This window comes from Glutamicibacter sp. FR1, from assembly GCF_047300825.1.
Classification (GTDB): Bacteria; Actinomycetota; Actinomycetes; order Actinomycetales; family Micrococcaceae; genus Glutamicibacter; species Glutamicibacter nicotianae.
Genome location: NZ_CP178602.1, coordinates 1,042,313 through 1,060,140, shown reverse-complemented (window position 1 = coordinate 1,060,140; position 17,828 = coordinate 1,042,313). Strand labels below are relative to the sequence as shown.

Sequence of the window (17,828 nt, the reverse complement as noted above, 5' to 3'; positions counted from 1 at the left end):
GTTCGAGGCAATAATTCCGGAAGTCTAGGCTTCGAGCACTACCGGGACAATCATTGGGCGGCGGCGCAGCTTGCGCGATACCCACGAGCCGATCACACGGCGGGTGATCTGCTGCAGCTGGTGCGTGGTGTGGTTCGGGTTGTTGCCCACTGCTTCCACAATCGCGGCTGCAATCTTCGGCTTGATCTCGTTGAAGACCGAGTCCTCTTCCGCCACACCGCGTGCGTGGATGTCCGGGCCGGAGATGATCGTGCCGTTCTGGCGGTTGATCACGGTGATGACCGAGATGAAGCCTTCCTCGCCCAAGGTGACGCGGTCCTTCAGGTCATCGTCGGTGATGGTGCCGACCTTGGAGCCGTCAACGTAGACGTATCCGCATTCGACCTGGCCGACGAGCTTCGCAACGCCGTCCTTCATGTCGATAACCGAACCGTCGTCTGCCAGCAGCACGTTGTCCTCCGGGACACCGGCCTGCGCGGCCAGCCGGCCGTTGGCAATCAGGTGGCGGGTTTCGCCGTGCACCGGGAGCACGTTCTTCGGGCGCAGAATGTTGTAGCAGTACAGCAATTCGCCAGCCGATGCGTGGCCGGAAACGTGGACCTTGGCCATGCCCTTGTGGATGACCTCCGCGCCCAGGCGCATCAGGCCGTTGATCACGCGGAAGACCGAGTTCTCGTTGCCCGGGATCAAGCTGGAGGCGAGGATGACGGTGTCGCCCGGGTTGACCTGGACCTTGTGCTCGCCGTTGGCCATCCTGGACAGGGCTGCCATCGGCTCGCCCTGCGAACCGGTGGACATCAGCACGACTTTGTGGTCCGGTAGCGAGTCGATCTGCTTCAGGTCGACCAGCACGCCCTGCGGCACGTCGAGGTAGCCCAGGCGTTCGGCGATGCCCATGTTGCGCACCATCGAGCGGCCAATGAAGGCAACCTTGCGCCCGTGCATCGAGGCCGCATCCAGCACCTGCTGCACGCGGTGCACGTGCGAGGAGAAGGACGCGACAATGATGCGGCGGCGGGCGCGCGCGAACTTGGCTTCGAGGACCGGGCCGATTTCGCGTTCGGCGACGGTGAAGCCAGGGACTTCGGCGTTGGTGGAGTCCGGCAGGAACAGGTCCACGCCTTCCTCGCCCAGACGCGCGAAGTGGCGCAGGTCGGTGATGCGGCCGTCCAGCGGCAGCTGGTCCATCTTGAAGTCGCCGGTGTGCAGCACCGTGCCGGCCTCGGTGCGCAGGAATACTGCCAGGGCGTCGGGGATCGAGTGGTTCACGGCAACGAATTCGCATTCGAAGTTGCCAACCTGCGCGATCTCGCCCTCCACCACGATGTTGGTGTTGGCCTTGATGCGGTGTTCTGCCAGCTTTGCTTCAACGAAGGCCAGGGTCAGCTTGGACCCGTACAAAGGGATGTCTTCGCGCAGGCGCAGCAGGTAAGGAACAGCACCGATATGGTCCTCGTGGCCGTGGGTCAGCACGAGGCCCACCACGTCGTCCAGCCGGTCCTTGATGTAGGAGAAATCCGGCAGGATCAGATCCACGCCAGGCTGGTGCTCTTCGGGGAAGAGCACGCCGCAGTCGACGATCAACAGTTTCCCGTTGAGTTCGAATACGGTCATGTTTCGGCCGACCTCGCCCAAGCCGCCGAGGGGAACAATGCGCATTGTCCCCTTCTTCAGCTTCGCCGGAGTCTGCATACGCGCAGCGTCAGCCTTACCTACTGAACTCTCAGTCATATGTGGTTAGTCCCTTTCGTTACAGATCCCATCCACCTTCACGTAGGTCCGCGCGGATGGCATCTAGCTCTGCGTCCGACGGTGCCAACAGCGGCAGCCGGACGACGGTGTTCGGCAGGACACCCTGCCAGTGAAGTCCATATTTTGCGGCAACGGCGCCCTGAATGTGGCCCATGATGCCGCGCTGAATCGCGTCCAGCTCAAAGTGTGTGGTGCGTGCAGTTGCCAGATCTCCTGCATGCATTGCATTAACTAGCGTACGGTACTTGGCGGCTGCAACGTGAGCGGTGACCGAAACCACGCCGACCGCACCGGCCGCCATCAGCGGCAGGGTCAGGCCGTCATCGCCCGAGTACACGTGCAGTTCGGTGTTGGCCAGCACGGTGGTGGTGGACTGGTAATCCGCTTTGGCATCCTTCAGCGCAATGACCTGAGGAATCTTGGCCAGCTCGATAATGGTTTCCGGTGCCAGCGCAATGCCGGTGCGTCCAGGGATGTCATAAAGCATGATGGGCAGCTCAACAGCTTCGGCGATGGCCTTCACGTGGGCGATGACGCCTGCCTGGCTTGGCTTGTTGTAGTACGGGGTGGTCAGCAGCACACCGTCGACGCCCGCTTCCTTGGCAGCCAGCGACAGCTTGATGGAGTGGCGGGTGTCGTTTGTGGTGGAACCGGCCAGCACCGCGGCCCGGCCGCCCACTGCCTTGGCGACGGTACGGAACATCTCGATGTTCTCTTCATCGGTCAGGGTCGAGGTCTCGCCGGTGGTGCCGGTGACAACCAGTCCGTCGCAGCCATCATCAACCAGCTTCGTTGCCAGTTTTGCGGCCAACGCGTAATTGACTTCACCCGCTTCGTCGAAGGGCGTGACCATAGCGGTCAGCACGGTTCCGAACGGGTATGCCTGATTATCAATTGCACTTGTTGCCATGGGATTAAATCTACACTCGCGCATGTCGCATTGGCATCCCTGGAACTATTCGTGGTGCGATGATTCCATGAACGATTCGGGTAGTTCCCAGCGCCTCTTGGGCGTGGATGCGGCGCGGCTTGCCGCCATCCTCGGCATGTTCGCCGCGCACGTCTTCGCACTGTATGAAATCAGCGGCGCACCCGCCTACTCCCCAACGTTTACCGGGGCTGTCGCCTCCGGCAGGGCATCGGTCCTGTTCATGGTGCTGGCCGGATTATCCCTGGGTTTGCTCTCGAAATCCATGGCGCGGAAGGGCTTTTCTCACCCTAAGGTTTACTCAGTCCTTGTGCTGAGAGCATTAATTATTGCCGTGCTCGGAATGGCCATTGGGTCAATAAATGAAGCCATCGCAGTCATTCTTGTCCACTATGGACTACTATTTCTATTGCTTCCGCTGGGTCTGAAGCTCACAAGAATAACTATTTGGGTAGTCTCAGTCCTGTGGCTGCTGCTGATGCCGGTTCTTTGGCGGCCCTTGGCCAGCAGCTGGATGGGGAACTCCCTAGGCCATAATCCAAGCTTCGGCGACCTTCTCACCCCGCAATTGCTCCTCAAGGATCTGGCCGTCACCGGATACTACCCTTCGATGATCTGGTTCGGATTCGGCTTGCTGGGAATAGCCATCGGACGATGCAATCTTCGCAGCACGAGAACTGCTGGCCTGCTTGCTGCGGGCGGGACATTTATCGCAGCAGCGACCTATGCAGCGGGACATCTGGTGAGCATGAAGAATGCCGGGGTCATAGCCCAAGAACTGGGTCTGGACTTATCCCTCGTTCCAACAATGATCACCACCGGGCGCCTGCCGGGCACCAATCTCGATCCGTTCCTGGATAATCCCGCCTACCTCTGGTTGCCAACCGGCCACAGCAATTCCTTGCTGTCCACGCTGCACAACGCCGCCTGCGCCGCCGCAATCATCGGCCTGCTATCGCTGATTATTGGCCGACTTGGCGTGCTGGGCCGGATTCTGGCTGGCGCCGGCCGCGCACCACTGACCCTGTATGCCGGACACATCATCTTGCTGCCGGCGATGAAAGAGAACATGGATCCGACGGCCATCTGGTGGATTCTCTGTTCAGCCACTGTCGTCTGCGGAATTTGGCTCGGCTTCAGCCGGGCATCCGGTCCGCTGGAATATGGCGTCAGGGTACTCAGCGGAGCTGACACCGATCCCGAAACGAAGATGAAGTTCTAGAACGATGGCCCGGGCTCTTACGAGCCCGGGCCATCGGCACTATGCTGGTATTCGTGATTTCTACTGGCTGACCTTCTGATCTGCTTGCCAAAAGGTGATCGCCCTACGCATGGATTTGCGAGCCCGCGGCTTATCGCCACAGGCTTCATATGCCAGCGCCAGGCGGTACCAGGATTTCCATGACTCCGGGTTCTCTTCCACGTCCCGCTGGTGGTTGGGGAAATCCGCGTCGGCCGCCGAACGGATGAAGCGTCCCGATGGCATGCGGGGAAGATCTTCTGGCAGCTCACCCGAAGCGGCTAAGGCCTTGCCCATCTTCTCGGTGCGTAAACCGAAGAGCACTTCGCGAATCAGTATCCAGACGCACAAGGCAGGAATCACCAAGATCGCAATGCCCATGATCTGGGCGACCAGCTCCCCGGTATTCAGCAGTCGGATGGCCTGGGTGAATGTCATGCCAATGTACAGCGCGAACAGCAGCAGAATGCCGCCTACCAAGAGTTTGGTTTTCACTGGCCCAGCTCCAGGTAGCCGTCGAGCCCATAGGTCAACCCCGGACGGGAACCAACGGTGCGCAGGCCCAGAAGGACGCCCGGCATGAACGAGGCACGGTCAAAGGAATCATGGCGCAACGTGAACTGCTCGCCGGGTCCGCCAAAGAGCACTTCCTGGTGGGCTACCAAGCCACGCAAGCGGACCGAATGGACGTTGATTCCATCGACAACTGCACCGCGGGCACCGTCGAGCTGGGTCTCGGTAGCATCAGGGCTGGCTGGTACCCCAGCGGCTTCACGCGACTTGGCGATCAGTTCAGCGGTACGCACCGCGGTACCGCTGGGAGCGTCCACCTTATTGGGGTGATGCAATTCGATGATTTCTACGGATTCGAAGTACTTCGCTGCCGTGGCAGCGAACGCGCTGGCCAGCACGGAGCCGAGGGCGAAGTTGGGCGCAATCAGCACACCGGCTTCGGGATGCTCGCTCAGCAACGTTTCCAGATTTGCCCGGCGGGCATCATCCCAGCCGGTGGTGCCGACGACCGCATGCAGTCCATGCTCAACGGCGAAACGCACATTGTCTTCGGTGGATGCTGGCACGGAAAGGTCAACGATGTGGGTTGCTCCGGCTTGGAGGATCTGCGACAGGTCATCGCCTCGCCCCAAGCTTGCAACCAGTTCCATGTCTGCAGCCTCAGTCACGGCCTTGACCGCTTCCGAGCCCATTCGTCCTGCCGCGCCGAGCACGGCCACCTTGATCTGTGCACTCATGGGCTTAAGCCTATCCTCCTGAACGCACCAGTCCTGCCAACGATGACGTGATCTCTCTCGAGTTTTGCAACGACTTCTCAGCAGGGAGCAGTCGGCAAATTATTGCGGAGGCACCCTACGGCCAGTCCAACTTGTTTTGCCCAGCAAATAGGGGAAAAATATGTGTCAGGAGTTCCCAAATAGTGAGCAGGGCCATGGGTCAGAAAATTAAGCGTATCGGTTTCGGCATCGGTGCAATCCTCGCCGTGACCTTCGCATGCACTTCCTGCGGTTCTGGCAGCGAACCGATCACCCTGTCGGATGGCGAACGAGCATCAATCATCGATATCGTCCAAGAGCAGGGAACAGTTATCGATTCACCGACATGCCAGGTAGAAGTTTTCCGAATCGAGGATTCCACGACCTACGGCTGGGCTACCTGCGCACCCGATAGCCAGGAATCCGCGGATGCCGCGGCTCAAGCCGACGCCTTCCCATTCCGCATCGACGGGCAAGAACTGCGTCGTCCAAGTGACGGTTCCGACTACGAAAAAGACGTGAAAGAACTCTTCCCGGAAGATCTCCGTTCCGCCATTAATCAGCATTCGACCGGGGTGGGCGGCTAGCTCCCTTGGTGCTCGTCTCGCCATTTCTGGCGAGCGTGTCGATTTTCCCTACTGATAGTATGTGCGCACTTTTCGCACGATGAAAGGCTGGCGTGCGCCACGAGTACTTTGGGCATTTGCCCGAATCCTTGAAAACCAGGCTCTCGGTTCGCGTCGCGGGCCAGGGGCCTGACGTGGTGCTCCTGCATGGGCTCGGAGCTTCCAGCCGCTATTTCACTCCGCTGGCAAACATCTTGGCGCAGACGCATCGGGTGATCGTTCCCGAGCTGCCCGGCCATGGCAAGAATCTCGATGATGGTCGCCCGGTGACCGTACCGCGTTTTGCACACGAAGTGGCACTGGCGTTGCGCGAGCTGAAGGTGGAGAACGCAATTGTCCTCGGGCATTCCATGGGTTCGCAGGTTTCCATTGAGCTGGCTCGCGCGTGGCCGGACCTGGTCAAGCACCTGATCATTGCAGCTCCCGCGGTCAACGACCGCGAGGCGACGCTCTTCAGGCAGGCACGCCGGCTCTTCGAGGATTTACCGTATGAGTTGAACTCGGTGAAGGCGATCTTGCTTGTCGACTACCTGCGTTGCGGTATCCCCTGGTGGGCCAAAAGCTGTGCCCAGATGTTGGATTACTCCACCATCGATTTGCTCCGCACGGTGCACTGCCCGGTTGATGTCGTATGCGGCACCCGGGATCCGCTCTCTCCCCCGGAGTTCGGTCTTCGCTTGGTCGCCAAAACTCCGCAAGCCAAGCTTACTGTCATGCACCATGGTGCGCATGGGTTCAATTTCTCCCACGCGCCCGAGCTTGCGGCGCTAGTCGAAGCCGCAGTTTGAACAAATAAAACGGCAGTGCCCCGTGAATCAAGATCCTCAGATTCGATTCAAGGGGCGCTGCCGGTGGATTCTAAAGGCCTAGCGCGGCTTCATTCTCAAACGGTCCTACCACGGTGATTACGCGATCCTTGGCCGCCAGTTCCTGGGCCAGCTGCTGCACGTCCTGGGCGGTGACTGCGTTGACTCGAGACAAGGCTTCGTCGATGTCTTGGAATTCGCCGGTAATCATTTCTGCCCGGCCCAAACGGGACATGCGGCTTCCGGGATCCTCCAAGGCCAGCACCGTTCCGCCGGATAGTTGGCCCTTGGCCTGCGCCAATTCAGACTCGCTGATGCCGTCCTTGGCCAAGCGATCCAACTCGTCGCCGAGCAACCCGATAACTTGAGCCGCCTTGGCCGGGGCGCAACCTGCGTACATGCCAAAGTATCCGGCATCCGTATAGGCGGCGGAGAAGGAGTAGGTCGAGTACACCAGTCCGCGCTTCTCCCGGATTTCCTGGAACAAGCGGGAGCTCATGCCGCCGCCGAGCACAGCGTTCAGCACCGCTAGCACCTGGCGCCGGTCGTCGTGGCCGGTGATGCCCGAGCAGCCCATGATGATATTGGCTTGCTCGCCTGGGCGGTTGATGACTTCCAACCCGGCCTTCGAGGTGATCTGTGCCGGCTCGCCCATGCGGCGTGGCTCCGGTACGGCCATCGGGTCCAGTTCCCAGCCGGCTTCAGCCAGCGCCTTGAGAACCAGCTCGCACAGCTTGTCGTGCTCCAGGGAACCTGCGGCAGTAACAATCAGCTCGCTTGGACGGTAGTGCGCGCGGTAGTGCTCCATGACTGCCTCGCGGGAGATCTCCATGATCTCTTCTGGAGTTCCGCCAATAGGCCGTCCCAGCGGGTGATCGCCCAGGACGTTGGCAACGAAGCGCTCGTGGGCGACGTCCATCGCATCATCTGCATCCATTGCAAGCTCTTCGATGATCACCCCGCGCTCCTGCTCTAGTTCCTGCGGATCGATCACCGCTGAGGTGACCATGTCAGCAATGACCTCCAGCGCCATTGGCAGATCCGTGTCCAGCACCCGTGCGTAATAGCATGTCGATTCCTTGGCGGTGGCTGCGTTCGATTCGCCGCCCACAGCGTCGAAGGACTGGGCAATTTCCAAGGCAGTGCGCTTTGCAGTGCCCTTGAAGAGCAAGTGCTCCAGGAAGTGCGTGGAGCCGTAGTGTCCTGCTTCTTCGTCACGGGAACCGACCGGAACCCAGAATCCCACAGTGGTGGATCGCTGTCCGGGCATCGCTTCCGTCAGGACCCGCACGCCACCAGGCAGGATGCTGCGCCGGACTTCAGAGCCGCCTTCGCCGCGGTGGACCAACGTCGGGTCCGCCGGGTCAATCGGAGAAAACTGCGTGGTCTCCACCGAATGCAACGGCAATGGAATCATGGCCACGAATATACGTCCTTAATTCGTCGAGAATAGCGATTTCAAGCTAAGTACACTGTCTTTCATTCTCCCATAGAAACGCCATTTGAAAGCAATAGCTCATTGGTGACGAGGCAATCACATTCTCGGAGATTTCGAGATCGAACCGCGGCTTTCGAAATACCGTCAGGCAGATTTGCAGATCATGTCGCATCGAGATACCCGCGTTTCGCGGCATCAGCGCAAACTGGGGTCTGCCGCGCCGGGTCACTGGAGGCACAGGCAAGGTATACCGTATTCGCGGCATCTTCTGTACTCAATTCCGGATATCCCATTGATCCGGGATTATAGGAGACAGCAGTGCTCCACTCATCGAGGTCCTTGCAAGCACTAAGCGACTTTTTCTCGGCTTCGCCAATCATCTCTTGGGATGATTCAGGATCGGACCAGGCTTCGTTCTGCCGCTGGATTGCCGATTGGCATTCCTCACCGATGCTGGATGTCCTTGCCGCATCGAAATTCATGCATCCACTAATAGCCAACGACATGGCGCCAAGTACTGATGCCAAGGAAAGAACTCTGCGCATAGTCTTCATGCTACCGACTGCTCACAGTGATTGTGCGGATGATTTACTGCTTGGCGTCTACCATTCTGCCAGGCGAGGAAACAGCCAGGCAAGGAAAAATCCCGCGCGTCCCAACGGAACACACGGGATTTCCAGTTCTCAAGCTACTGCTTAGGCAATCTTGGAACGATCGAACGCGTCAAGGCTGATGCCCTGTTCCAAGACGACTTTCGCCCATTCGCGCGCCGAGTGCAGTGAATGGTCACGATAATTACCGCAGCTCACGGCTTCGGTTCCCGGAACATCCTCCCAGGTGACCTTCTCGGCAATGTCTTCCAGCGAGCTCTTGATGGCAGCGGCGACAACCGCCGGGGTCGGTTCGCCCCACAAGATCATATGGAAGCCGGTGCGGCAGCCAAATGGGGAGAAATCAATCAGGCCGTCAATTCGGGTACGCAGCAAACCAGCCATGGTGTGCTCGATGGTGTGCAGGCCAGCCGTTGGAATCTCACCGTGGTTTGGTTGGACTAGACGAATGTCGTAGTTGGTGATGGCATCGCCCTTGGGACCGTGTTCCACCCCGATTTTGCGCACATACGGCGCCTTCACCTTGGTGTGGTCCAGTGCAAAGCTTTCAACTTCAGCAAGTTCAATATCACTCATATGCAAAGTCTATCTGCTCACCGTCTGCCGAATCGAGACCTCAGCGAAGGAGGTAACCGATAGACTTCTTAGGACGTTCGGGGCAGCACTCCCCGAGCAGATTTCTTTAGAGGGGAAGTTCATGTCGGACCAGAAGTCCTTGCTCGTCTTTGCGCACGCAGACGAAGCCGTAGCCTTTGCAGATGTCGATCACCTGGTTTCCGGTGTTGGCAAGATCAACGCATCGGTAGCCTTGGCTGGAGTGCTTGCTGAAGGCAACATCAAGAACGTCGTCGTACTGGGCACCGCCGGCGTTGTCGGCCATGCCGGTGAAGATCGTCCTAGCCTGGACACCATTTACCAGGTCACCAAGCTGATCCAGCACGATTTCCCGCTGCCTTCGGCAGATGTGGATCCAGCAGGTGAAATCCTGCTTCCCGATTTCCAGGCCACCATGGCTACCGGCGACGTTTTTGTCTCGGATGACGCGCAGCGCATCCACATCAAGTCCTTAGGTGCCTCGCTGGTCGATATGGAAGGCTACGCCTACGCCAGCATCTGCCAGCGGTTCAACGTACCGTTGCAGATCTTCAAGATCCCCTCCGATTACGCCGATGATTCGGCGTCGATCGACGAATGGGATCACATCGCCAAGCAGAAGAGCGTCCAGCTGCGCGAGTTCTTCGACAAGCATCTGAGCTGAAATTCAGGCACTGGCCCCAGAGCCAGATTCAACCTGCACTGGACACTCGGCTGGTTCCCAGCCGGGTGTCCTGCTTAACAGGGTCGCCTCGCGGAATTCTGCCGCTCCGTGCATGAGCAGGTCGGCCCGGGTTCTCGGAGCCCGGGAATTCCTGGCGTAAACTCACCTCAAGAAAATGTCTAGCTCAGCCGTCACCGCTTTGAGCGGCCGACTAGGAAAGTAATGCCTTCCTGCTGCGAACAGGGGGCACAAGGAGGATTCATGGTAAGAGCACTGAGCTATGCAAAGCAGTCGCTGCGCGGAATCTGGTTCCGGGCCACAGTGTTTACCGTGGCAGGAATCTTCTTGGCCATCGCCGCACCATCACTGGGCAACCTCATCCCTGCGAACCTGCTCGAAGCACTCGGCAACGATGCCGCCGCGACACTGCTGCAGATCCTGGCCACGTCGATGCTGGCTGTCACGACGTTTTCCCTGACCACGATGGTCTCGGCATACTCCACTGCCACGCAAATCGGTACTCCCCGCTCCATCCAGCTGCTGATTGCCGACCGGACCTCGCATACTGCCCTGTCTACCTTCGTGGGGGCTTTCGCATTCTCCATCGTCGGGATCATCGCGTTGTCCTTGGATGTCTATTCCAGCTCGGAAAAAGCGCTGCTGCTGTTGGGAACCATCCTGGTCATTGCCGTGGTGCTGGTGACCTTGCTGCGCTGGATCTCGTTCCTCACCACTTTCGGCCGCATGGCCGACATCATCGACCGGGTCGGCGATGCCGCCTCGCAGGCCATGTCGGACTACGTCGAGCAGCCACTGCTCGGCGGACGGCTGTGGGTTGATCCGCCTACGACTGCCATCCCACTGGAATGCGACCATCCAGGATTCGTGGTCAAGGTCGACGTGGCAGCTCTGCAGCGCATTGCCGAGCAGGAAAACTGCCAGCTCTGGGTCGAACGCCGCCCAGGCTCAAGGATCTTTGCCGGGCATCCCATTGCGTACCTGAGCGGCAAGGTGTCGGAAGAGAGCCAGGAAGCGATCCAGCGGGCCTTCGTGATCGCCAACCATCGGACTTTCGAACAGGACCCGCGGCTCGGGCTGCTCGCGCTGTCGGAAATCTCCAGCAAGTCGCTCTCCCCCGGAATCAATGATCCGGGAACCGCCATCGAGGTCCTGGAAGCAACGCACCGCGTACTGGACATCGCCATGCAGGCAAGGATTCCGGATTCCCCGGACGCCGGGCGGGTCCACCTTCGCCTGCTTGAGCCGCAGGACATGCTCCAGGATGCCTTCCGGGCGACCTCGCGTGATGGCGCTTCGGACGTCGAAGTCATGATGCGGATCCAAAAGGAACTCGGTGCCCTGGTGGTGCGCTCCGATGCCCCCTGGACGGCAGCCTTGAAGGCTCAGGCAAAGGATTCCTTCGCCCGGGCCGAGCGGGCACTTGAGCTGGAGGAGGATCGCCACGAGGTTGAAGTCCTGCACTTCGAGGCGCTGAACGCCACCGGCGTCAGCAAGGATGCGGCACCCTCGTAGGCGCTGGCCTGCCAGCCATGCCAATCAAGCTGGTCTGAAGAGAAGGAAAACCCCGATTCACCAAAGTGAATCGGGGTTTTCCTTCAGGAATCTAAAGACTACTCAGCAGCTACTGCTGCTTCAGCTTCTTCCTCGACGACTGGAGCCAGCGACAGCTTGCCACGGTCATCGATCTTGGTGATCTCCACCTGCAGCTTCTGGCCAACGCCGACAACGTCTTCGACGTCCTCGACACGCTTGCCGTCGTTGATCTTGCGCAGCTCGGAGATGTGCAGCAGGCCGTCCTTGCCCGGGGTCAGCGAAACGAACGCACCGAAGGTGGTCAGCTTCACGACGGTGCCCAGGTAGCGCTCGCCGACCTCAGGAACCTGGGGGTTGGCGATGGCGTTGATGGCCGAACGGGCAGCCTCGGCGGATTCGCCGTTGGTTGCGCCGATCAGCACGGTGCCGTCATCCTCGATCGAGATGTCTGCGCCGGTGTCTTCCTGGATCTGGTTGATCATCTTGCCCTTAGGGCCGATGACCTCACCGATCTTATCCACTGGAATCTTCACCGAAATGATGCGTGGAGCGTTGACGTTCAGCTCATCCGGAGCGTCGATAGCCTGGTTCAGCACGTTCAGGATGTGCAGGCGTGCTTCGCGGGCCTGGGTCAGCGCGGCGGCCAGCACCGAAGCCGGAATGCCATCCAGCTTGGTATCCAGCTGGATCGCGGTCACGAACTCGGAGGTGCCTGCGACCTTGAAGTCCATGTCGCCCATGGCGTCTTCGGCGCCGAGGATATCGGTCAGGGCAGCGTAACGGGTTTCGCCGTCAACGGTGTCCGAAACCAGGCCCATGGCGATGCCTGCAACCGGTGCCTTCAGCGGCACGCCGGCATTCAGCAGCGACAGGGTCGAGGCGCAGACAGAGCCCATGGAGGTCGAGCCGTTGGAGCCCAGTGCCTCGGAGACCTGGCGGATTGCGTATGGGAATTCCTCGCGGCTTGGCAGCACTGGAACCAGTGCGCGCTCTGCCAGTGCGCCGTGGCCGATTTCGCGTCGCTTCGGCGAACCAACACGGCCGGTCTCGCCGGTCGAGTATGGCGGGAAGCTGTAGTTGTGCATGTAGCGCTTGGACTTCACTGGAGACAGCGAGTCGATCTGCTGCTCCATCTTCAGCATGTTCAAGGTGGTGACGCCCATGATCTGGGTTTCGCCCCGCTCGAAGATGGCCGAACCATGCACGCGAGGCAGCACCTCGACCTCGGCGGACAGCTGGCGGATGTCAGCCAGGCCGCGGCCGTCGATGCGGATCTGCTCGGTCAGGATGCGCTGGCGCACGATGTGCTTGGTCACCGCACCGAAGGCCTTGGAGATTTCGGATTCGCGGCCTTCGAAAGCGTTGCCTTCGCCAGCCAGCGATGCCAGGATCTCGTCCTTGTAGTCGCTTGCGGCGTTGTCGCGCTCCTGCTTGTCAGCGATGGTGTAGATCTCTGCCAGGCGGGTCGAAGCGGCAGCCTCGACAGCGGTGAAGGCATCTTCTTCGTAATCGCGGAAGACTGGGAACTCAACGGTTTCCTTGGCAGCGCGGGCTGCCAAGTCAGCTTGGGCCTCGCACAGGACCTTGATGAATGGCTTGGCAGCCTCGAGGCCTTCGGCCACAACCTCTTCGGTTGGAGCCTGGGCGCCGCGTTCCTTGATCAGTTCCCAAGCGTTGTCGGTAGCTTCGGCTTCCACCATCATGATGGCAACGTCATCGCCAGCGATGCGGCCGGCAACAACCATGTTGAAGACGGCGTTCTTCAGCTCGGAGTGCTTAGGGAAGGCAACCCACTGCGCGCCGTTTCCGTCGTCAACCAGTGCAACGCGAACGCCACCGATTGGGCCGGAGAATGGCAGGCCCGACAGCTGGGTGGACATCGACGAAGCGTTGATTGCCACGACGTCGTATAGCTCATCTGGCTCGATGGACAGAACGGTGACGACAACCTGGACCTCGTTGCGCAGGCCCTTGACGAAGGCTGGGCGCAGCGGGCGGTCCATCAGGCGGCAAGCCAGGATGGCTTCGGTCGATGGGCGGCCTTCGCGGCGGAAGAAGCTGCCTGGGATGCGTCCGGCAGCGTACATGCGCTCCTCGACGTCCACGGTCAGTGGGAAGAAGTCGAAGCCTTCGCGTGGGTGCTTGCCAGCGGTGGTTGCCGAGAGCAGCGCGGTCTCTTCGTCGATGTAGACCATTGCCGAGCCAGCTGCCTGCTTGGCGAGGCGGCCGGTTTCGAAGCGGATGGTGCGGGTACCGTAGCGGCCGTTGTCGATCAGCGCTTCGGCGAATTGGATTTCTGGACCCTCCATTAAGGGGGTGCTCCTTTCGATCGCTCCCACGTGGTGGATGAGCGAACCGTATGGCCCTACCCAGATCTGGTCTTCGATCGAGACCCGCGCTGGGGCAGCTACTTGCCCTAGCGAAAGTCACTACCGAGGACCGGGAAACTGGCGGTCGGGACCAACGGTCAGTCAGTCCTGGGAGTTATTTTCATTCGGGGCCCACACAGAACATGCAGACCCATGTACTAGCCTACCGGGAATTGGCAAAAGACGCAGTTCTTGGGCGATGGGCGCGTGCTGGCCCCTGGCTCCGCTGCATGCCGGGAACCTGGAGGAAGGAAATTTGCCCAAACCGGGATTATTCATAGCTTGCCGATTGTTGTTCCCTATGGGCCAAGCCCAGACGGACCGCGGCGATCGCCGCAGCCCAGAACATTGCCAGTCGCAACACGCAAGACAAAGGAAATACCCTGATGGCAACTATGGTCAACGCATACGCAGCGCACTCTGCAACTGAAGGACTCATCCCGACACAGATTGAACGCCGTGCGGTAGGTCCGCACGACGTCTTGATTGATATCAAGTTCTCCGGCATCTGCCATTCCGACATCCACACGGTGCGCGGTGAATGGGGAAACCAGAACTATCCGCTGGTTCCAGGCCACGAGATAGCTGGCATCGTCACCGAAGTCGGCTCCGCAGTCACCAAGCACAAGCTGGGCGACCGCGTCGGCGTGGGCTGCCTGGTCAATTCCTGCATGGAATGCGAGAACTGTCTGGCCGGCGACCAGCAGTTCTGCGAGCAGAGCGTGGGAACCTACGGTGCTCTCGACCGTGATGGCAGCATGACACAGGGCGGCTATGCAACGCACGTCGTGGTTGACGAGAACTTCGCCTTGAACATCCCCGAAGGCATCTCCTTGGATGTCGCTGCACCCCTGCTCTGCGCCGGCATCACCACCTTCTCCCCGCTGAAGCACTGGGGTGCAGGATCGGGCAAGAAGGTTGCCGTGGTGGGACTCGGCGGTCTGGGCCATATGGCGGTCAAGCTCGCCAGTGCGATGGGCGCTGAGGTCACCGTGCTGTCGCAATCGCTGAAGAAGAAGGATGACGGCCTGAAGCTGGGCGCCAGCGATTACCGAGCCACCAGCGACGAGAACACCTTCAAGGATCTGCGCAAGAGCTTCGATCTGATCATCAATACCGTCAGTGCCTCGATTGATATCAGCTCCTACCTCGGGTTGCTGCGCGTGAACGGCACCTTGGTCAACGTCGGCGCTCCGGCAGAACCATTGCCGGTCAACGCCTTTGCTTTGATCGGCGGACGCCGTTCCTTCGCAGGTTCGCAGATCGGCGGCATCGAGGAAACCCAGGAAATGCTGGACTTCTGTGCCGAGCATGGAATTGGCGCAGAAATCGAGGTCATCGGTGCCCCGCAGATCAACGAGGCCTACGAGCGCGTGCTGGCGTCCGACGTCCGCTACCGCTTCGTGATCGATACCGCGACGCTGGCCTAGCCTAGCGATCCCAACGCACGCGCATCACGGGAACGGCGCCGGTGCTGCCTCTGCATTGCAGGGCAGAACCGGCGCCGTTTCCTTTCTGCCGGACTAGCGGCTATTCGCCGCGGCGCGAGCGTCGCGTGAGGGGCCTGTCAGGTTGGTTCCCGAGCTCCGTGGCACCGGCTGCTGTGGCTGGCGCGGGCAAGATCGCCTTTACCATGGCGAGCTCGGACTGAAGATGGTCCACCGTATCGCTGAGCTTCTGCAGGTCCTTCCTGCGCCGGCGGGCAGCCTGGAAAGTCCGGATCAAAATGGCAATGATCAATGGAATGGCCACGAGCAGTGCCCAGCCACTGCGCGTGAAGAAGTCGAGAGCCACCGGCAGGGCCTGCCTGAATTCCCAGAAGGAGTTCACTCCCCCGGCGATTGCTGCCAAAGCCGATTCCAGGGGAACCAGTTGCTGGCCCACGATCGGGGTTCCGGATAGTTCCGGTGCACTCACCGGGGGCTCGCCTGCGGTCCACCGCGGATCACCCAGCCGTTTAAGGATATAGATCCCGGCGCCGGCGTTGAGAGTCGCGAAAAGGAGCACAGAGGCAAGCGCGACAGCCACCAGTTGGTGTCGGCGCCAAAAACCCACAGCGACGGCAAATGCCAGCACCAGAATCCAAATCCCCAGTCGCAGTTGCTCCAGGCCAATGCCGGTCAAAATATCCATGAACCTTGCCTTATTGTTCTTGGCCGTCATGGCCCCAATTGCGTGGGAATTTATCCCATGTAGATAGCGTATCCCCGGTAGCGCACAATCCGCCGCTTGGCTGGTTGACGGAACTTGAAATCGAGATGGCCGGGGGGTTCTGTGGCATCTCTGGCATCAGATGGGGTGGCACAGCCTTCCAGGGCAAATAACCGAGGCGCGTTGGCCACCAGCTCTTGCCGAGATGCTGGTACCCGTTGCCGCTCTGGTCCATCTTCTGGGTTAATGGGTCTGGGTCTGCAAGTCGGCGGATCATCCGAAACCCCGGAGGCAGGCATTGACGGAACCTAATTTCGCTGAGTACTACTGGGAGTTCCTTGAACGGGGAACCATTTTGGCAGTGACGCTCAGCGGTCCGGCCAATCTCCGATTGATGGATCCAGAGAATTTCGCTGCCTTCCAAGACGGAGAAAAATTCGAATCATATGGTGGGCTGGCACGCCGGGCACCCTACCGGATCAAGGTACCCAAATCCGGACCTTGGTTTCTAGCGATCGATTTGGCTGGTCTTGGCGTGCGCGGGGTACGCCACGAAGTCAGCATCGTACCTCCACAGAAGCTGGAGGCGAGGCGCACTTCCCGTGACTAGCCGGACGGCAGGTCCGGGAACTTAGCCTGCAAGATCGTTTGAAATATCAATGAGCTCCTGCATCCGCATTCCTGGCCAGCCGTGGACCATCTCCACCCACTGCTCCGGGATGCTTTCCAAGCCAGTGGCCGCGCCGATAAGCGATCCGGCGATGGCTGCCACTGTGTCGGTATCCACGCCTCCGCGTACGGCAGCTTCCAGCGCCGGAACCAGGCCGGCTTTCCCGTCCACCGCATCGGCGGTGGTGATGGCGCTCCAGGCCGCCTGGAATGCTTCAACAACCCAGCCGTTGTTGCCGAAGTCCCGAGGCCGTTGGGTTTCGGCCTGCCCGATGCGCTGTTCCCACACGTGGGCGCGATCTGGCTTCAGAAGCTCAAGCCCGATGCGAATATCAAGTTCTCCGGTGAGCACCGCGCGCTGAATGGCCACGGTCCACAGACCGCACGCTTCAGCAGCTTCGTCATCGAAATGGGTCAGCTTGCTAATGGCTTCTGCTGCGTCGAATGCGGCGGCTGGTGTTCCGGACAGATAAGCCAGTGCAACCGGTGCTGTGCGCATCAGGCTGCCGTTGCCTCCCGAACGGCCGGTTCGCCGGTGGATCTGCTCGGAACCGGCGAGCGCATCTGCGGCGTTGGGTTCAGTTCTCCCGTCAGCAGACGCGGTGTTCTGGGCATAGGCGAGGACGGCACGGGTCTGGTTGCCGACGTCCGGTGCGTTCACCGCCCATTTGGCCCATTCGCGGACCATGTAATTGCTTGCGGCGCCGTCAAGCTGGCCGTTGGAACCCAGCAGCCCCTGGGCAACGACTATCGCCATCGAGGTATCGTCTGTCCACTCCCCGGGTGCAAAGTTGCCCAACCCTCCGCCGATCATGTCCACTCGCGCGGAATCGGGCAACGGGGCATTGAATTCATAGCCCGCGCCCAGGGCGTCGCCGGCAGCCATGCCGGTCATGACCCCGAGAATCCGATCTTGCACTTCTAATGGAAATGCCATGTGCGCCTTTCAATGGGTGGTCGCCAAGGTAGCGGAGAACTGCCAGGCTTCACTATACCGATGCGCACCGACACCACGGCAGGCCGCGCGGTTTCGGATTACCGCAGCCACAAATGGCCAATGCCCTGCAGGAACCGGGTTCCTGCAGGGCATTGGATGTTTTGGCTTGCGTCACGGTGTCTGGCCGAACCCAGGTGATGGCGGGGTAGTCGGGTCTGAGG

17 protein-coding genes are annotated in these 17,828 nt (G+C 60.2%); 7 read left to right on the top strand and 10 right to left on the bottom strand.

The features are described from left to right. Nucleotides 1–24: 24 nt before the first annotated feature. Both ACLQ8T_RS05060 and dapA read right to left on the bottom strand, forming a co-directional pair. Nucleotides 25–1,731 carry a ribonuclease J gene (locus ACLQ8T_RS05060; protein ID WP_413455879.1) on the bottom strand — a complete coding sequence of 569 codons (1,707 nt, stop codon included), beginning with the start codon at nucleotides 1,729–1,731 and terminating at the stop codon, nucleotides 25–27. A gap of 19 nt (nucleotides 1,732–1,750) precedes the next feature. Then, entirely contained in the window at nucleotides 1,751–2,662 is a 912-nt protein-coding gene (gene dapA, locus ACLQ8T_RS05055; protein WP_204721334.1) for a 4-hydroxy-tetrahydrodipicolinate synthase, read from the bottom strand. Nucleotides 2,663–2,765: 103 nt separating this feature from the next. Between dapA and ACLQ8T_RS05050 the strand changes: the two genes are divergently transcribed. Then, a complete protein-coding gene (locus ACLQ8T_RS05050; RefSeq protein ID WP_413456375.1) occupies nucleotides 2,766–3,902 on the top strand; it encodes a heparan-alpha-glucosaminide N-acetyltransferase domain-containing protein in 1,137 nt (378 codons plus the stop codon). A 60-nt stretch (nucleotides 3,903–3,962) separates the two neighbouring features. Here the strand turns inward: ACLQ8T_RS05050 and ACLQ8T_RS05045 are convergent, their stop codons facing one another. Both ACLQ8T_RS05045 and dapB read right to left on the bottom strand, forming a co-directional pair. Further along, on the bottom strand, nucleotides 3,963–4,415 hold the full coding sequence (locus tag ACLQ8T_RS05045) for a tetratricopeptide repeat protein (protein WP_413455878.1): 453 nt from the start codon (nucleotides 4,413–4,415) through the stop codon (nucleotides 3,963–3,965). Continuing rightward, nucleotides 4,412–5,170, bottom strand: a complete 759-nt coding sequence (gene dapB, locus ACLQ8T_RS05040) for a 4-hydroxy-tetrahydrodipicolinate reductase (protein ID WP_204721328.1) — start codon at nucleotides 5,168–5,170, stop codon at nucleotides 4,412–4,414. The genes ACLQ8T_RS05045 and dapB overlap by 4 nt, the downstream gene beginning before the upstream one ends. Nucleotides 5,171–5,364: 194 nt before the next feature. Between dapB and ACLQ8T_RS05035 the strand changes: the two genes are divergently transcribed. Then, a complete protein-coding gene (locus ACLQ8T_RS05035; RefSeq protein ID WP_413455877.1) occupies nucleotides 5,365–5,775 on the top strand; it encodes a hypothetical protein in 411 nt (136 codons plus the stop codon). Nucleotides 5,776–5,867: 92 nt separating this feature from the next. Continuing rightward, a complete protein-coding gene (locus ACLQ8T_RS05030; RefSeq protein WP_413455876.1) occupies nucleotides 5,868–6,602 on the top strand; it encodes an alpha/beta fold hydrolase in 735 nt (244 codons plus the stop codon). A gap of 70 nt (nucleotides 6,603–6,672) precedes the next feature. On the opposite strand, the gene ACLQ8T_RS05025 is transcribed toward ACLQ8T_RS05030, so the two are convergent. The 3 genes from ACLQ8T_RS05025 to ACLQ8T_RS05015 all read right to left on the bottom strand — a co-directional run bounded on the left by ACLQ8T_RS05025 (nucleotide 6,673) and on the right by ACLQ8T_RS05015 (nucleotide 9,245). After that, nucleotides 6,673–8,043: a M16 family metallopeptidase gene (locus tag ACLQ8T_RS05025; RefSeq protein WP_371858954.1), complete on the bottom strand. Its 1,371-nt coding sequence runs from the start codon at nucleotides 8,041–8,043 to the stop codon at nucleotides 6,673–6,675. 176 nt (nucleotides 8,044–8,219) lie between these two features. After that, complete coding sequence (locus ACLQ8T_RS05020; protein WP_413455875.1) at nucleotides 8,220–8,540, bottom strand: hypothetical protein; 321 nt, start codon at nucleotides 8,538–8,540, stop codon at nucleotides 8,220–8,222. A gap of 213 nt (nucleotides 8,541–8,753) precedes the next feature. Next, a complete protein-coding gene (locus ACLQ8T_RS05015; protein WP_038989613.1) occupies nucleotides 8,754–9,245 on the bottom strand; it encodes an S-ribosylhomocysteine lyase in 492 nt (163 codons plus the stop codon). A gap of 121 nt (nucleotides 9,246–9,366) precedes the next feature. Between ACLQ8T_RS05015 and ACLQ8T_RS05010 the strand changes: the two genes are divergently transcribed. Together ACLQ8T_RS05010 and ACLQ8T_RS05005 are read left to right on the top strand one after the other, a co-directional pair. Next, the gene (locus tag ACLQ8T_RS05010; protein ID WP_413455874.1) at nucleotides 9,367–9,927 is read left to right on the top strand and encodes a purine-nucleoside phosphorylase; all 561 of its coding nucleotides are present in this window, start codon (nucleotides 9,367–9,369) and stop codon (nucleotides 9,925–9,927) included. Between the two features lie 261 nt (nucleotides 9,928–10,188). Then, nucleotides 10,189–11,460, top strand: a complete 1,272-nt coding sequence (locus tag ACLQ8T_RS05005) for a DUF2254 domain-containing protein (protein ID WP_413455873.1) — start codon at nucleotides 10,189–10,191, stop codon at nucleotides 11,458–11,460. A gap of 98 nt (nucleotides 11,461–11,558) precedes the next feature. Here the strand turns inward: ACLQ8T_RS05005 and ACLQ8T_RS05000 are convergent, their stop codons facing one another. Next, nucleotides 11,559–13,790, bottom strand: coding sequence for a polyribonucleotide nucleotidyltransferase (locus ACLQ8T_RS05000; protein WP_413455872.1), 2,232 nt, complete (start codon nucleotides 13,788–13,790; stop codon nucleotides 11,559–11,561). Nucleotides 13,791–14,236: 446 nt separating this feature from the next. Here ACLQ8T_RS05000 and ACLQ8T_RS04995 point away from each other — a divergent pair, with 446 nt between their 5' ends. Continuing rightward, entirely contained in the window at nucleotides 14,237–15,280 is a 1,044-nt protein-coding gene (locus ACLQ8T_RS04995; RefSeq protein WP_413455871.1) for an NAD(P)-dependent alcohol dehydrogenase, read from the top strand. Nucleotides 15,281–15,380: 100 nt separating this feature from the next. On the opposite strand, the gene ACLQ8T_RS04990 is transcribed toward ACLQ8T_RS04995, so the two are convergent. Continuing rightward, nucleotides 15,381–16,013 (bottom strand): hypothetical protein, encoded by a 633-nt coding sequence (locus tag ACLQ8T_RS04990; protein WP_413455870.1) that lies wholly within the window; start codon nucleotides 16,011–16,013, stop codon nucleotides 15,381–15,383. Nucleotides 16,014–16,362: 349 nt separating this feature from the next. Between ACLQ8T_RS04990 and ACLQ8T_RS04985 the strand changes: the two genes are divergently transcribed. Then, nucleotides 16,363–16,611, top strand: coding sequence for a DUF1883 domain-containing protein (locus ACLQ8T_RS04985; RefSeq protein ID WP_413456374.1), 249 nt, complete (start codon nucleotides 16,363–16,365; stop codon nucleotides 16,609–16,611). 21 nt (nucleotides 16,612–16,632) lie between these two features. Here the strand turns inward: ACLQ8T_RS04985 and ACLQ8T_RS04980 are convergent, their stop codons facing one another. Beyond that, the gene (locus ACLQ8T_RS04980) at nucleotides 16,633–17,607 is read right to left on the bottom strand and encodes an ADP-ribosylglycohydrolase family protein (protein ID WP_413455869.1); all 975 of its coding nucleotides are present in this window, start codon (nucleotides 17,605–17,607) and stop codon (nucleotides 16,633–16,635) included. Between the last annotated feature and the right edge of the window lie 221 nt (nucleotides 17,608–17,828).